A 14887-nucleotide genomic window follows, 5' to 3' on the forward strand; every position below is an offset into this window, starting at 1 on the left:
CTACTTACTCATTGAATTTTAGGAATAGATCAAACAATTTTAAGAACTTAGTTGCAGACTCTTGGTGTCACAACAAAAAATCTATTCGCAGTAAACTAATTTTGTTCTGTTCTTACACTCTGGTCACTTATTGCTCATTTGATTCATAAAACCTCAATAAAGCGCTTGTGCTCGTTCAATACAATTCCTGCTCCAAATAATCCACCAACGGAACCAAGTATTTTTTATCCGTCCAATCGCAATCTTGTCCATTGGCTTCCATGAGTACCTTCGTCTGTGGGTCATAGGTGTGTGGCTCTTTTTTAGCGGCCGCTTTTCTTAACATTTTCACTAAGGTTCGATCGAAAAAGTTCATTTTGCTTTCCTGCCATTGTCCTCTTCCGTAAAAAAAGGGGATGTCCTTTAGTGGACCCGTGAGATTCTGTTCTCTGAGTTTTTTCACTACCACTTTTTCAGGAACAGAAGCTCCCGCACAAAAGATGAGTATCTCTTTGCCTTTTAGCTGATTGCTATTCTTTTTTAAAAAGGACAGTCCAGCAATACCCGAAGCATAGATTCCCCCACAGAAGATAATTGTGTCATAATCCATTACTTCAGCTATTTTGGCTTTTGGGGTTTCTAGGCAGGGAAAACCTGTTGCTTCTTGAAGCCAGTGGACATACTTTTTGACAGCGCCGTATTTCGATTGATAAACAATAATGCCATTTTTCATGAGGAATTCCTCCCTGCAGTTAGGACTGCGACCTACTTTTTGTGCCATCTATTGCCTGTTTCAAAAACATCTCGTAAGCTTCTTCCTGTTGTGCATAGATTTCACCTAGTGGAATACCTGGTGTCGTTACTGCGAAAATCGTGCCGATTCCGATCGTGTAAATGAGCATATGCAAGTGCAGCTGTTTGGCGGTTTCTATGCTGATGTTCAAATCGGCGGCAATCCTTTTCGCTACTTGAGGATTCGTCTCCAACTGATACAGCTCTTCTAATGACGAAACATTCGCTCTTTTTTGTAAGACAAAAATTCTCAAAATTTGGGGTTCTTCTTTCGCCAATTGCAAATATGCGTGTCCGGTACTGCGAAACAGATCCTGGGAGTCGCTATGGGCTTCTAGATACGCTTGTAAAAATTGCCGTGCTTTCTGCTCTACTTCTGTTCGCAGACCCGCCATATTGGTGCAATAACTATAAATGGGCTGGACTGAACAGCCTAACTTTTCCGCAATATTTTTGACAATCACTTGCTCCATACCGCCTTTTCGAGCAATTTCAAAAGCGGCATCAACCACCATTTCCTTTGTTATTCGTTGTTTTGGCATCCAAGACCCTCCTTAAGCACAAGTCACATTATATAAACGATTTATATAACTCGATTATATTCTTTTGTTCCTGCGAAGTCAATCGGGTCCAAGACACTACTCCCTCACTCTTTCTATTGAATAAAGAGCTGTCGGTTTCTCCCAAATCATCGTTCATAGGTTGTAAATCTTGCATTACTTCCCAGTGATTGCTGGCTCTTTTATCCGCACAAAAAAGGTACAGCCCACAGAAAAAGGCTGTACCGTTGATAATACGTATGGACTCTTTTGCACTCGAAGCTGCTAAACTTCTGGGGTGTCCTCTGGTGGTGCTTCGAGGATTGGTTCTTCCTCTTCATACAAGGAGGAAACCCGCGTATACCATTCAAACACATGGGTAATGATCACCTTGGCAGCCGCATAGACAGGAATCCCTAAAATGACCCCAACAAGACCAAACAATTTTCCTGAAGTCAAGAGGACTAACAGGATCGTGACAGGATGGATCGATAACTCATTTCCTAGAACTAATGGCGAAATCAAGCGTCCTTCAATGGTTTGCTCAATAACAAAAACGATCAGAACTTGGATCAGTAACACTGGTCCGCCGACGATTCCTAAAAAAACCGCAGGGATCATGGCCAAAAAGGAGCCTAAGTAAGGGATCAAATTTAGAAATCCCGCTGCAATCCCCAGTGTGATGGCATAATCTAAGCCAATAATACTAAAGCCGATCATAAACATCACTGCGACCGCAAACGCCACTGTCAGCTGTCCCCGAATATAGGAGGATACCTGGTCATTCATTTCTTTTAAAACGATCAGTGACGGCTGGCGCATTTTGGTTGGTAAAAATTTGACAAAATAAGGGGCTAGTTTGCGGCCATCTTTCAGTAGGTAGAACAAAATAAACGGCATGGTAATGACCGCTAAAACGATCGTCGCAACGGCCCCGAAGAAACTACCTAGATTTTGAATCGTACTGCGGGAAAGATTTTGGACGATATCCGTCAGAGAAGAAATCAACTTCTCATTGGAAGCTTCGATCTGATCTTGGACTTGCGAGAAGATTGGATCAGACAAGATTTCATTCACCTTATTCTCAATAATCGTCAAATACCCCGGCAGATTATCCGCAAAACTCATGGATTGCTCTTGGATCTTAGGAATGATGACCACCACCCCCCAGACAATCAGACCAACCACCAAAACAAAAAGACCAAAAATACTGTAAATTCGTTTGATTCCTTTGCGCTCCAAATAGTCAACAGTGGGATTCATCAAGTAATACAAGATCCCCGCCAAAATGATTGGCAATCCGACGATTGCTAAAAATTGCCAGACAGGCTCAAACAAATATGAAACTTTCGTGAAGAGCAGCAAAATTAAGAGAATCAATAAAATGACCAGCAAGCTGGTCACTGCTTGATTGTTTAAAAACCATTTCCAAAACCAGGAATGCGGCTTTTTCTGCGTTTCTTTCATGACATTCTTTGCCTCCTAGTTGTACGTCACTTGCATGCCGACTTCTAGGTTCGGCAAAACAGTTGGCGTTAAATAAATCGCACTTGAAAGCGGTTCTTCAGCCGGCACTTCGTCAAAGACAAAGGTCACATGCTGGATCGTTTGCAGGATTTGGTTAGCCACCGTTCCTACATATTGGACTTGATAGGTCTGATCACCAAAAGTAATCTGATCCTCTTTCTTTACGACTAACGCTTGCGAATCAGGAATCGTTTGGATGACTGAATATTCTCGCAATGTATCGGTCGCTTCTTCCCCAAAGAAGATGATCATTCTTTCTTGCGAATCGATCGCCTGTGGACCGATTTCTTTGATCGTCCCTTTTTTCATATGACAAACTCCCCTTTCTATCTTCTCGTTTATTATAACATAAAGAGTTTTTCTGCCCGCCCAAAACCGCATTCTATGGTAGAATTAAAGAGGAATGAAACTATTAGGAGGTTTTTTTATGTTGCAAACGATTTATTTGGGTACGTACACTCGTCGCGAAAGTAAAGGGATCTATTCGATCGCTTTAGATACGGAAAAAGGAACACTGACCGATTTGACCTTATGCGCGGAAGAAAAAAGTCCGACTTATCTTGCCCGCAGTAAAAAAGAAGCAGTTTACAGCGTCACAGAAGTAGCTGGCAACGGTGGCGCCGCTGCTTATACCCCAGACTTTACCTTGCTGAATACCGCAACGGAAGAAGGCGCACCCCTTTGCTATGTAGCAGTTGATGAAAACCGTCAGCTTTTATATGGTGCCAACTACCACAAAGGTGAAGTGAATGTTTATAAAATTCTAGAAGATGGCAGCATCGAAGCAACGGACAGCATCTACCATGATGAACCCGTCGGCTCTCATGAAAACCAAGACAAACCTCATGTCCATTATACTGACTTAACACCAGACCAACGTTTAGCAGTTTGTGACCTTGGAACGGACCGGGTCTATACTTATGATATTTCAGAAGATGGCAAACTGACAGAAGTAGCTGTCTATGTGGCAGAAGACGGAACTGGTCCTCGTCACTTAGTCTTCCATCCAAATAACCAATACGCTTACTTAGTGGGCGAATTAGACAGCTCATTGACTGTTTTACGCTACAATCAAGCAGATGGCAGTTTTGAGAAAATCCAAAAGGTGCCAACGATCCCTGCGGACTTTACGGATTTCAACAGTGGCGCTGCGGTACGGATCTCGAACGATGGACGTTTTGTTTACAGCTCAAATCGCGGCCATAATTCAATCGCTGTTTTTGAAGTAACCGATGAAGGCGCTGGCCTGGCTTTTGTTCAATCAATCTCAACAGAAGGCGACTTCCCTCGCGATTTCGATTTGGACCCGACAAACGATTATCTGGTTTGTGCCAACCAAAATTCTGATAACCTAACGTTATACAAACGCGATGAAGCCACTGGCAAATTGACTGTCTTAGAAAAAGACATCTACGCACCAGAATGTGTCTGCGTCTTATTCAAAAAATAAAGTTTTGGAGGATTCCCCCATGTTTGATAAAACACCAAAGGAACTCGTGCTCAAAGATTTTTCTAATATCTACAATAAATGTCAATCAACCTTTGAACTAGTGACGAGCCGCAAATACAATGAATCATTGGTCCTATTAACGACTGCGGAAACGTATGCGGTCGCTGAAAAAGCCTATATTCGCTGCGATACTGCCAAAGAGCTGCAAACAGCGGAAGTCATTGCTTTCTTTGATGCTTTTGAGATCTATTATTTTGAATTAAAACAAGTCCTTTTTCATGATGACGATGATTTTGTTTCTTTAAAAAATCGTTTAGAAAAAATGAAAGACACTTACGAAGCATTGACAGCCTCATTTCATTTGTTATGATGAAATCAAATCAAAAGTGAAAAAGGTGACGTTATGAACCAAGAACAAGTGTTGGATCGTTTACGAGAAGAATTGGCCATGCCATTTTTCGAAGCAAAACTAGAAGACAAAGACTATTCCGAAGAAGACTATCAACAAGTCAAAGCGGATTTGGTAAAATACTTTGATGACTATGTACGTAATGTAGAAAATTAAGAAACAGCCTGCGATGATTCATTCATCGCAGGCTGTTTTGCTATTATAACGTCACTAGAAAGTTTTGATTCGTCGTGGCTTCGATCTGAGGATGCTGTTTCAAATAGTCAGCAATCAGTTCCGTCATATCGACTTGTATCTCACGAACGATTTTTTCGGCAGAAAACATGGCGTAGTTGCCACCGCCCACGGCACGGTATTGGTTGATGACGATCTCTAATTCTTGGTCCATCGCAATGGCTTTTTCTTCAAAGTCCAAACGGGTGATTCGTTGACCAACGGGTTGACTAAGATCGATCGTATACTCGATGCCTTCATACATATCGTAGTTATAATATTGCGGTTTTGGTTCAATAAAAGCAGGATTGAAAACGATCTGACCGTCAACAACGGCTAAATAATCCGCCGTTTGTTCTAAAGCAGCTTTTAATTCGGCACCTGTTATTTTGACTACAGCTAACGTATTTGGGTAAATATAATTGGTAATCACATCCCGCATCGTGATGGTTGCGCCAAAGCCTTTGCCTTCATTGTTGAAAAGAGCAGTGCCAGAAATTTTGGCGCCACTGGCAGCCATCTGAACACGATTGATGAATTCAATATAAGGATGCTCTTTCAAGCGTGCCCCCATCGGATCGGTGATTCGCATATCCCCACTGACTTTGCCTAACGGCTGATCTAGCCATGTTTGTAACTCTTCTTCGATGGGTGCTAACAAGGCCAACGTCTCTTGATCTGGGACAGCATCCGCAACAGGGATCAACGCAGCCGTACTGTTTGTGACATGAACCCCTGTCTGATTTTTTTCAACCGTCAATTCGATGGCGCCGATAAAGCTTCCACGATAACCGGGCTGCACAACAGGGACACCATTGATTTTTGTGGCGATCTCACGATGTTGGTGTCCTGTGAAGAACGCATCGATTCCTGAGACTTCCTGCAATAATTGATAGCCCTCATTTTCGCCGGTCAATAATTCAGTCGGTTCCCCAGTGACTAAATCACGCTCGAAGCCGCCATGATAACTGACAACAACAATATCGGCTTGTTCTCGTAAGTAAGGTACATAGTTTTTCGCTGTCTCAACGATGCTGACAAACTGCATCCCGCGAATCGTCGCAGGTTGTTCCCAATGAGGAATATAGGGCGTCACCATTCCTAAAATCGCGATCTTTACCCCTTCTTTTTCAATGATGGTGTAAGCTTGCCCAAAGAATGGTTCCCCCGCTTCATTTAAAATATTGGCTGCAAGTACCGGCGTTTGGTAGCTGGCGATCGCTTCTTGCAAATAAGGCAGACCGTAGTTGAACTCATGATTGCCTAAGACATGAACATCAACGTCTAGGTGGTTGACGACAGCGGTCAATGCGGCAACGGAGTGCTGGCTTTTGGCAATGTAATAGCTTAAGGGCGAGCCTTGGATAAAGTCGCCATTTTCGATCGTTACGACCGGTCCGGTGGCTGCTTGGCGCAGTTCTTTCATTTTGGTGGCAACTTTTGCCACGCCGAATCCTTGTTCCGTGTCATCGGCAAAATTGGTTGGATAGACATAGCCATGCATATCGCTCGTTTCTAAAAACGTGATTTTCATTCAAAAGACTCCTTTTCCCCTCAATACACCAAAAGGGCATGCGCATAAGTCGAAAACCCTCGAAAGCCAGCAAATTTTGCTTCCTTGCGTCTTCAAACCTTATGATACAAACCCTTTGGTGTTTCATCTCAAGTGTTTCCCTGATTATACCCTATTTTGACGAAGAAATTCAGAATTATTGGTTCCAAGCATCTTCTAATTGTGGTTTTGCGTTTTCAATCAATTGATCGACATCTTGATCTGTATTAGACAAAATGTTTTCCATGATTGAACGCATTTCATTGTAAGCAGGATCAGCATTTTCAATCACTGGGATCGAGAACAATTCTTTGGTTGCATCTTCTAATTTGGCAGCCACTTTTGTTTCAGGATTGTTTTTGTATTCATCGCTTTCCAAAACAGATTCAACAACTGGCATGTAGCCGGTATCGATTGCCCATGTTTTTTGCGCTTCTGGAGAAGTCAAGAATTTCATGTATTCAAAAGCAGCAGTACGTTGCTCTGGTGTTGCGCTGTTGAACATGTACAAGTCAGTTCCTTGTTGCAAGTTGATTGGTTCTGGACGAGCTGCTACGTCATATTCAAATTTGCCTTCGGTATCTTTTTTAACAAAACCTTCCCCTGCGATTGAGCCGACATACATTGCGACTTGCTCGTTGGCAAATGGTCCAGACAAGTATTGATCAGAACCAGCGATTCGGAAGTAACCCTCTTTGACACCATCCAGGTAGTAGTTGATGACTTCTTTTGATTCATCGCTGTCTAGTTGCAAGTCTTTGTCAAAATCAACACCTTGGTTTTTCATTGCGATGGCGTAGTAGTTGTTTAATGAGTCAAAACCAGCACCTACTACTTCACCGTTTGATTTTTCAAAGATTTCTTGAGAAGCTTCTTTTAATTCTTCAAGGTTTGTCGGTACGTCAATACCATACTCGTCTAACATGTCTGCATTGTAGAACAGCATTTCTGTTGATTTGTTGAAAGGAATCCCGTATTGCACGCCGTCGATCTGCGCGCCTTCTAAAAGGGCACTGCGGATTTCTTCTTGGTCACCCCAACCGATAGTATCATCGTTGATGTATTCGCCAAGGTCAACCAACATGTCATCTTGGGCAGCATTCCATAACCAACCAGGATATGCTTGGGTGATAGTTGGTAGATCTTTTGGTGAAGGTAAGGTTGAATTCACCTTTGCTTGTAGATCAGAGTAGCTGGATTGGTTTTGCAATTCGATCTTGATGTTTGGATTTTCGTCCATGAATTGCTCCGTCAATTTCGTCAATGATTCTTCTTGCGCACCATTCATTGCATGCCAAAAGGTGACAGTCGTATCTTCGCTTAGTTCTGTAACGATTTCATCACTTTCGGTAGAACCAGATGAATCGTTGTTGTTTCCACAAGCCCCTAATACCAATGTCGCGGCTGCAGCTGCTGCAAATGCAAGTTTCTTTGTTTTCATTTTTTCCTCTCCTCTATCACTCTAAAATAATTTTTTCACCGCGTTGCGGCAATATTCTTTCACCGTACGGATTCACCAGATTTTCTGGTTTCAGCGTATGGATTGGAACCAATCGTTGGGGCTCGATCCAGGCAATGATCTGATCTAAATCAGCTGGTTTTGCATGTCCCGAGTTTGGCAAACGGACAAATTCGATCTCCAGTGCTGCCAGTTGATCCAAAAAGACTTGGTAAGCTGGATCAAAATCGCCTAACGGCTGTGCATCACTGTGAATATACAATCCACCTGTTTGCAAGTTTTCAAAATGCGCGACTGCTTGCCAAAGGTACTGGCTCCTGTCGGCACATAATGCCTGATAAGAAATGGCGAAGGCTGGATCGAGAGTCGCTGGTACTTGATCATCGATCGTATAGAACGGTACATCTTTATTGAAAATTTCTTTCAACAAAGCAGCTTGCGTCGCCTCTAAAACAACCGTCCGCGGCGCGGCTTCAACAAGCGCCATAAAGCGCTCGACATTGGCTGGATAGCCATTGAAGGTAATTTGTCGTTGGGGATTTTCTTTGACCAAACGCACGAAGGTCTCGATCAATTCTGTTTCACTTTCCACTGTGATCGCTTTGGGGTCCGGTTCTCTTTCTGGAAAGCTGATGCTGACCCCTTCCATCATCAATAGATCCGTGTGTTTGGCTAATTGACAGAATTCTTTGGTACGCTCTGGATGATAGCCATGCAAACGCAAATCACCGGTATAAGCGATAAAATGATCCGGCGTGCGAATTAACAAGGCCGCCGCACCGTACGCATCATGATCGACTGGAATGATCTCGACTTCGATTTCCCCGATCCGAATCACATCATGGGGTTCTAAGCCGATCAATTCACGGACAAAGCTTTTTTCCTCATGAGGAACGGGCAGCAAGAAGTCCCCTTTTTGATTCAACACTTCGAGGATCGCTTTGGTTTCCTTCAAGGTGTACATAGGAATATTTGGGTCTAAAAAGTTGATCATCTTGGAATGATCCAGATGGGCGTGGGAAAGAAAAACTGCTGTTTCTTGGTATTCTTTCGTTTCGCTTCCTTGGTACGTGTAGTCTAAGCGTGGATCGTAGACATTTTTCAGTTCTGGTATCCAGCGATGCGCAACTAACGTTTGTAATTCTTCATCTGGTAAGGGTGTTTCTGGATGATACTCCGAACCGAAATCAAAAAAGATATGGGCATCTTTGTACGCAACTTCGATGACGGTTCCTCCAATCGTTAAAATTCCGCTATGGAAGGTGATCGTTGTTTTATCCTTTGATGCCATCTTTAGCCACTCCTTTGATAATTTCTTTTCTAAAGATCAAGTAAATGATCAGAATTGGAATGACGGTCAAGGTCGCTGCCGCCATTTGTAAATGAACGTCACTGCCGCTTTCTGTGGTAAAGGCAGCCAATCCATTATTTAAGAGACGGTATTTTTTCTCATTCGTCACTAACAACGGCCATAAGAAAGAATTCCAGCTAGAGATGAACGTCAGAATCCCGACTGTCACCAAGGCTGGTTTAGACATGGGGATCAAAATTCGGCGGATATAAGCTAGGTCGCTGGCACCGTCAATTTTGGCTGCCTTATAAAAGGTATTAGAAATACTTTGTAAATAACCGTTTAAATAATAGATGTAAAAAATACTGGTCAGAAACGGAATGATCAAGGCACTATACGTATTCAATAAGCCCATTCGAGCAATCGTATTGTAATTGGTAAAGATGATGGATTCATAAGGAACCATCAGTAAGGAGATCATCAAACCAATCACGAGACGCTTGTATTTGAATTCAAGACTCGTTAATGCAAAAGCAGCTAAAATTGCCGTGATCAGCGTCGCTATGGTAGTGACCGCTGAAACAAAGACCGTATTGAAGAAGTAGCGTAAAAACGGTGCTCGGGTAAAGACTTCCCCGTAGTTGCTCCATTGGAAGGACTCTGGCATGATCGTCGGTGGAATACTGGTTGCTTCACTGTAGGTCATTAGCCCAGCTAAAATCATATAGACAAAGGGAAACAGCGTGATCACTGCTAAAATTGCTAAAAACAACATCGAAACAATCGTGACAATTTTTTTCATTCGTTTATTCGCCCACTTTCTTCAAAAGTTTATTTTGGATAAAGGTGACGAGCAAAATAATGATGAACAAGATCACGGTTGCCGCCATTGCAATCCCCGGACGTCCGGCAATATGGAATTTGTCGTAGATATAAAAGACTGCTGTCGTGGCACTACGAGCGATCCCTGGCTGGCCGCCAAACAAAGCATATACTTGAGTATAAACTTTAAAGGCACTGATCAGATTGACCGTCAACAAGAAAGCAAAGGTCGGGATCAACTGCGGAAAGGTGATTTTCCGAAAAATTTCGCCATCGGTAGCGCCAAACATTTTTGCGATTTTATAATGTTCTTTGTCGATGTTGCGCATTCCTGCCAACAAGATAATAATGTTGAAGGCGAGGCTCGTCCAAACGCCGAAGATGATCAAGGTCGTCATACTCATGTTGACGTTATCTAGCCAGTTGACTGGCGCAATGCCGACAAGACCTAGCAGATAATTAATGATCCCGTAAGAGCCATTGAAAAAGTAACGAAACACGATCCCGATCGCAATCGTACTTGTGACATAGGGCATAAAGAAGATCGTTTCAAAAAAACTTTTGTATTTGACTTTTTCAAAAATGATCCAAGCAATCGCTAATGAGAGAATCAGCGAGATCGGCACGACCGCAAAAGCAAACAGCGCTGTGTTTTGCAGTGCTCGAAAGAATACGGGGTCCGTTAAAACCCTTTGATAGTTCTCAAGCCCAGCATACTGTTGGTTAATCAAGGTTCCTTTTTGGAAACTCATGATGAAGGAACGAAACAGCGGATACACACTGAATAAGAAAATAATGACCAATGAAGGCAGTAAAAACAGCCACGCCTTTGGTTGATTCTCAGGGTTATAATTTTTTTTGAACATTAGTAGACCCGCTCTCCTTTTTCATCAAAGATAAAGGCTTTTTTGTAATGAAAATCAAATGACACTTGCGCGCCTTCTTCAATGATCTCTTCAATACTAACGATCGATTTCATATGTTTTGCAGCCAGATCAAAGTTCAAGATTCGTTCTCGTCCGATCAGCTCCACACTCTTGATTTCTGTTTGGAACAACCCCGTTTGTAAGGTGGTCAGCACATCTTCTGGACGAATACCTAACGTATATTGGCCGTCTGTCAATGGTTTCTTGAAGCGAATGTCGGTAAAGCGGTCAACTGGGATCGTGAATGCTGGATGGATCATTTGTCCCTCTTTGACTTCTACTGGCAAGATGTTGATGATTGGATTACCAATGAATTTCGCTACGAAAAGATTGTTTGGTTCTAAGTAAAGGTTTTGCGGATCATCATTTTGTTGAATGATCCCTTCATTCATCAAAATAATCTTATCACTGATAGAAAGAGCTTCTTCTTGGTCATGAGTCACGAAGATCGTAGTGATTCCTACTTCTTTGACTAACCGACGAATTTCTTCACGGATCTTCAAGCGCAAACGGGCATCTAAGTTACTCAATGGTTCATCCAGCAGTAACACTTCTGGACTTTGCACCAAAGCACGAGTAATGGCGACCCGTTGCTGTTGTCCACCGGAAAGGGTTCCTGGTTTTTTCTGACTTAATTCTTCAATATTGGTCAGCTTCATGAACTTTTCAGCAATTTTCTGTGCTTCGTTTTTCTTGATTTTTTTCTCTCCGACTGTCAAGGGAAACATGACATTTTCTAACACAGTCATATGGGGATAAAGGGCATAGTTCTGAAAAACAAACCCGATATTGCGGTCTTTCGGCTCCGTCTTAACAACGGAAGTACCATTAAAGCGGATATCACCATCGGTGGGACTTAACAACCCCGCGATCAAATTCAATATCGTCGATTTCCCGCAACCACTAGGTCCCAACAAACAAACCAAATCGCCTTTTTCTATTGTAAAATCTACTGCTTTCAAGGCTTCGAACTTATTATCAAAAACCTTCTTCAACCCGACTACTTCTATCAAAACTGCCCCTCCATTTTCTCTTTTTCCTCCGAATAGTTGACTGGCATTTCAAGTCACAAAAAAAACGAACTCTTGATGTTTCGGTCAAACGCTCAAAGAAATTCGATTTTAATCATAACAAACGAATGTTTTTATTCGATACTATTATTGTAAATGTTTTGTAAAAACCAATGGGAATTATGAAAGAATTTTTAATTAATTTACCAAACAATGAGAAAACGATGAGTGATTCAAAGGGAATTCTACCCGCTAATCCCGAACGTTTCGTCATTTTTCGAAAATTTTCATGAAAAAATGAATGAATTTTATCAAATATACATACCTGTGTATAATAACACTATTTTTACACAGCTTTTTTATCAAAAGCACCCTTATTAAATACTTACTAAAATCGTCAGTATCTCTCCGATTAAAATAACAAAAAAGGACGGTTTTCCCAAAGAAAACAATCGTCCTTTTTCCCCTTCAGTTATTCGACTTCATCGATCGTCAACGTCAGCAATTTCGTTGAGACTTGCTCAAGAAAATAACGGTCGTGTTCAATGATCAGCATAGAAGGCTCCACCAAATGGATTACTTCCTCTAATTGCTTCTGATTGAAGACATCCAAATAATTCAGAGGTTCATCCCAGATAAACAATTCTGCTGGTGTTGCTAATGATTTGGCTAGTTCCACGCGTTTACGCTGCCCCATGCTCATTTGCTGGATCGGCGTTTGAAAAACAGCTCTTTCCAAGCCAAGTTTTTTCAAATTATTTAGCAGATCTTGATAATTCAAGCCATGTTCTTGGGCAAACTCTGTCAGCATCCCACAATTGTCCTCGTAGTTTTGTCGAACATAACTGATGGTGATCCCATGGGCTGTTTTGATCGTCCCTGTCTGCTGTCCTTCGAAAGTACCTAAAATACTCGCAATCAAACTGGACTTGCCAGATCCGTTGGCCCCTTGAATCCCCAAGCGCTCTTTTTGACGGATCGCAAACGTCAGCGGTTTAAACAAAGGCTTCTCATAGCCGAGCTGAAAATGCTCTGCTTCCAGCAACACGTCATGATGGCTAACAAGCGGGGTCATTTTCAGAGGATCGATCCACTCAATGTCTTTTAACAACGCAGACTTGTCTTGAATTTGATCTTCCATCCGTTTAACGATCGCTTTCGAGCGCTTCATGGTCCGTGCCGCTCGGGCACCGATCGCCCCCGTATCATAGATTGCCCCACTGCCTTTTTTGGTCGGCGACCCTAATTTGTCCCGTTCGCGTCCTCGGGACCACTCCGCTTTCTCGGCTGCCGTCTGCTTCAAACGACCGATTTCTTTTTTCAACTTGCTGTTTTGTTCTTGCTCATAGGCATCTTTTTGCTGCTTTTGCAGTTGATAAACTGAATAATTCCCTTTGTACAACACCAAGCGGCTTTTTTCGATCGCCAATACATGATCGACGACTTCATCGACAAACTGTCGATCATGGCTCACAACGATAAACCCGGTTTTTTGCTGCAAATAGCGGGCAACATGTTGGCGAGCGGTCACATCCAAATGGTTGGTTGGCTCATCGATCAAAGCAAAATTCTCTTCATCAACGAACAAACGCGCCAATAGAACTTTCGTTTGCTCGCCGCCAGATAAAGTGGCAAAGGGCCGCCAAAGAATTTCTGGATCAAGTTGCAGCAGGTTCAATTCTCGTTCCAAACGCCACTGCTCAAATTCACCGGATTCTTGTAAAACAAAAAGCGTCAGTTGCTGTTCGTCAGCGACTGTTAAGGGAAAATAAACGAATTGCTGCTCATGGGTAATCGAGCCGCTATAAGGCAATTCATTGAGCAGCAAACGCAGCAAGGTCGTTTTGCCGCGACCATTTCTGCCAATCAACCCTAACTTCCATTGTGTATCAAGGTTCAAGTTGGCATCCTCAAAAAGCAACCGTTCCTGGCTATCAAAGCCAAAAGTTAAATGATTAATACTGATATTAGACATAAATATACCTCGTCTCTATTCACGGAATAGAGTAGACTAAAGCTATTTTCAGAATCAGTTTTTAGAGGTACACAAAAAAATCCCCCATTGAAAAAGTCAACCAATCCTGAAAATCTGCAGACTATCCCCTTGGAGGAACAGTTTCATGCAGCTTTCAACAAATTGGTTAATTTTTCAATGGAGGATCCCTCATTTCGTTTAATAGTGCCCTAAGTATAGCATTGATCGACAAAAAAGCGCAAGCTTGCTATTCCTTGCTATTCCAACTTTATATTTTGTTCACAAACTATCCCCGCTTTTGATGGAAACATTTCATTAAAAAACAAAAAAAACCATCAGGTTGGTTAGTCCTGATGGCAAAAGGAGTAAAATGAAAAATAAAAAGGTTGTTGGTTGTGAATTCATTATACCTCCGATAAAAAAACTTTACATGTGAAAAACATAACAGTTAAATTAAATAACTCTTGTTTAACTTGAATGTTTATCATTTTTTTAACAATAAAGCGGTCATCCGTTGGATAGCAAAAGAAATTTCGTCCGTTGCTTCATCTTGCTTAGCTTCAGCTGCATCAAAGGCTTCTTGGTCGATTTTGTTATCCAGACTCAAAATCATCTCATCACAGCCGGCAACATATTTCATATACGCTCGCTCGAATTTTTTATGGATCCCCATCACATTCGCTGGTGGACGCAATTTGCTGATTTTTTCCAGCATCAAGCGGTATTTGTCCGTGCCTTCTTTAAAAATTCTGGTAATCTCAGCTAGCCGCTCAGGTGTTACCTCTGCTTCTTTCTTCTCGTCGATCGCTTTGCGGATCTCTTCATAATTGGGATTCATTTTCTCCCCGATTGCTTCTGTTTCTTTGACAAGATCGTTGATTGTTTGTACATAAAAACCTAAGTTTGGTCGCACAGTGGGTCCCCTACTTTCTTTGTTATTATC

15 protein-coding genes are annotated in these 14887 nt (G+C 42.2%); 3 read left to right on the top strand and 12 right to left on the bottom strand.

Annotation, left to right across the window (positions count from 1 at the left end):
* Positions 1–175: 175 nt before the first annotated feature.
* The 4 genes from IGJ01_RS14745 to IGJ01_RS14760 form a co-directional block, all read right to left on the bottom strand.
* Positions 176–712 (bottom strand): flavodoxin domain-containing protein, encoded by a 537-nt coding sequence (locus tag IGJ01_RS14745; RefSeq protein WP_008379457.1) that lies wholly within the window; start codon positions 710–712, stop codon positions 176–178.
* Between the two features lie 19 nt (positions 713–731).
* Entirely contained in the window at positions 732–1313 is a 582-nt protein-coding gene (locus IGJ01_RS14750; RefSeq protein ID WP_016621906.1) for a TetR/AcrR family transcriptional regulator, read from the bottom strand.
* 282 nt (positions 1314–1595) lie between these two features.
* Entirely contained in the window at positions 1596–2777 is a 1182-nt protein-coding gene (locus IGJ01_RS14755; protein ID WP_005233743.1) for an AI-2E family transporter, read from the bottom strand.
* A 15-nt stretch (positions 2778–2792) separates the two neighbouring features.
* The gene (locus IGJ01_RS14760; protein ID WP_042890673.1) at positions 2793–3146 is read right to left on the bottom strand and encodes a PTS glucitol/sorbitol transporter subunit IIA; all 354 of its coding nucleotides are present in this window, start codon (positions 3144–3146) and stop codon (positions 2793–2795) included.
* A 118-nt stretch (positions 3147–3264) separates the two neighbouring features.
* On the opposite strand from IGJ01_RS14760, the gene IGJ01_RS14765 reads away from it, so the two are divergent.
* From IGJ01_RS14765 to IGJ01_RS14775, 3 genes are read left to right on the top strand one after another with little or no spacing between them, the layout of a single operon-like run.
* Positions 3265–4287 (top strand): lactonase family protein, encoded by a 1023-nt coding sequence (locus tag IGJ01_RS14765; RefSeq protein WP_034878296.1) that lies wholly within the window; start codon positions 3265–3267, stop codon positions 4285–4287.
* Positions 4288–4306: 19 nt separating this feature from the next.
* Positions 4307–4657 carry a hypothetical protein gene (locus IGJ01_RS14770; protein WP_061053324.1) on the top strand — a complete coding sequence of 117 codons (351 nt, stop codon included), beginning with the start codon at positions 4307–4309 and terminating at the stop codon, positions 4655–4657.
* Between the two features lie 33 nt (positions 4658–4690).
* Positions 4691–4852: a hypothetical protein gene (locus IGJ01_RS14775; protein WP_005233739.1), complete on the top strand. Its 162-nt coding sequence runs from the start codon at positions 4691–4693 to the stop codon at positions 4850–4852.
* Positions 4853–4895: 43 nt separating this feature from the next.
* Here IGJ01_RS14775 and IGJ01_RS14780 read toward each other — a convergent pair whose 3' ends face one another.
* From IGJ01_RS14780 to IGJ01_RS14815, 8 genes are all read right to left on the bottom strand, one after another.
* Complete coding sequence (locus IGJ01_RS14780) at positions 4896–6443, bottom strand: bifunctional metallophosphatase/5'-nucleotidase (protein ID WP_005228018.1); 1548 nt, start codon at positions 6441–6443, stop codon at positions 4896–4898.
* A 175-nt stretch (positions 6444–6618) separates the two neighbouring features.
* A complete protein-coding gene (locus IGJ01_RS14785; RefSeq protein WP_005233730.1) occupies positions 6619–7902 on the bottom strand; it encodes an ABC transporter substrate-binding protein in 1284 nt (427 codons plus the stop codon).
* A 16-nt stretch (positions 7903–7918) separates the two neighbouring features.
* Positions 7919–9211 (bottom strand): MBL fold metallo-hydrolase, encoded by a 1293-nt coding sequence (locus IGJ01_RS14790; protein ID WP_244732477.1) that lies wholly within the window; start codon positions 9209–9211, stop codon positions 7919–7921.
* Entirely contained in the window at positions 9195–10013 is an 819-nt protein-coding gene (locus IGJ01_RS14795) for a carbohydrate ABC transporter permease (RefSeq protein WP_005228015.1), read from the bottom strand. Before IGJ01_RS14795 ends, IGJ01_RS14790 begins: the two co-directional genes overlap by 17 nt.
* A 4-nt stretch (positions 10014–10017) precedes the next feature.
* Positions 10018–10899, bottom strand: a complete 882-nt coding sequence (locus IGJ01_RS14800; protein WP_008379450.1) for a carbohydrate ABC transporter permease — start codon at positions 10897–10899, stop codon at positions 10018–10020.
* Positions 10899–11972, bottom strand: a complete 1074-nt coding sequence (locus tag IGJ01_RS14805; protein WP_005233711.1) for an ABC transporter ATP-binding protein — start codon at positions 11970–11972, stop codon at positions 10899–10901. The genes IGJ01_RS14800 and IGJ01_RS14805 overlap by 1 nt, the downstream gene beginning before the upstream one ends.
* Positions 11973–12441: 469 nt before the next feature.
* The gene (abc-f, locus tag IGJ01_RS14810; RefSeq protein WP_244732478.1) at positions 12442–13944 is read right to left on the bottom strand and encodes a ribosomal protection-like ABC-F family protein; all 1503 of its coding nucleotides are present in this window, start codon (positions 13942–13944) and stop codon (positions 12442–12444) included.
* A gap of 484 nt (positions 13945–14428) precedes the next feature.
* On the bottom strand, positions 14429–14857 hold the full coding sequence (locus IGJ01_RS14815; protein ID WP_005228008.1) for a hypothetical protein: 429 nt from the start codon (positions 14855–14857) through the stop codon (positions 14429–14431).
* Between the last annotated feature and the right edge of the window lie 30 nt (positions 14858–14887).

The sequence above is a fragment of the Enterococcus sp. AZ089 genome, assembly GCF_050547225.1.
In the GTDB taxonomy this organism is placed as follows: Bacteria; Bacillota; Bacilli; order Lactobacillales; family Enterococcaceae; genus Enterococcus_D; species Enterococcus_D entomosocium.

Coding starts and splice junctions, on each gene's coding strand:
- IGJ01_RS14800 (WP_008379450.1), bottom strand. CDS start 10,899: ATGTTCAAAAAAAATTATAACCCTGAGAATCAACCAAAGGCGTGGCTG.
- IGJ01_RS14785 (WP_005233730.1), bottom strand. CDS start 7,902: ATGAAAACAAAGAAACTTGCATTTGCAGCAGCTGCAGCCGCGACATTG.
- IGJ01_RS14760 (WP_042890673.1), bottom strand. CDS start 3,146: ATGAAAAAAGGGACGATCAAAGAAATCGGTCCACAGGCGATCGATTCG.
- IGJ01_RS14780 (WP_005228018.1), bottom strand. CDS start 6,443: ATGAAAATCACGTTTTTAGAAACGAGCGATATGCATGGCTATGTCTAT.
- abc-f (WP_244732478.1), bottom strand. CDS start 13,944: ATGTCTAATATCAGTATTAATCATTTAACTTTTGGCTTTGATAGCCAG.
- IGJ01_RS14750 (WP_016621906.1), bottom strand. CDS start 1,313: ATGCCAAAACAACGAATAACAAAGGAAATGGTGGTTGATGCCGCTTTT.
- IGJ01_RS14795 (WP_005228015.1), bottom strand. CDS start 10,013: ATGAAAAAAATTGTCACGATTGTTTCGATGTTGTTTTTAGCAATTTTA.
- IGJ01_RS14755 (WP_005233743.1), bottom strand. CDS start 2,777: ATGAAAGAAACGCAGAAAAAGCCGCATTCCTGGTTTTGGAAATGGTTT.
- IGJ01_RS14770 (WP_061053324.1), top strand. CDS start 4,307: ATGTTTGATAAAACACCAAAGGAACTCGTGCTCAAAGATTTTTCTAAT.
- IGJ01_RS14790 (WP_244732477.1), bottom strand. CDS start 9,211: ATGGCATCAAAGGATAAAACAACGATCACCTTCCATAGCGGAATTTTA.
- IGJ01_RS14775 (WP_005233739.1), top strand. CDS start 4,691: ATGAACCAAGAACAAGTGTTGGATCGTTTACGAGAAGAATTGGCCATG.
- IGJ01_RS14765 (WP_034878296.1), top strand. CDS start 3,265: ATGTTGCAAACGATTTATTTGGGTACGTACACTCGTCGCGAAAGTAAA.
- IGJ01_RS14745 (WP_008379457.1), bottom strand. CDS start 712: ATGAAAAATGGCATTATTGTTTATCAATCGAAATACGGCGCTGTCAAA.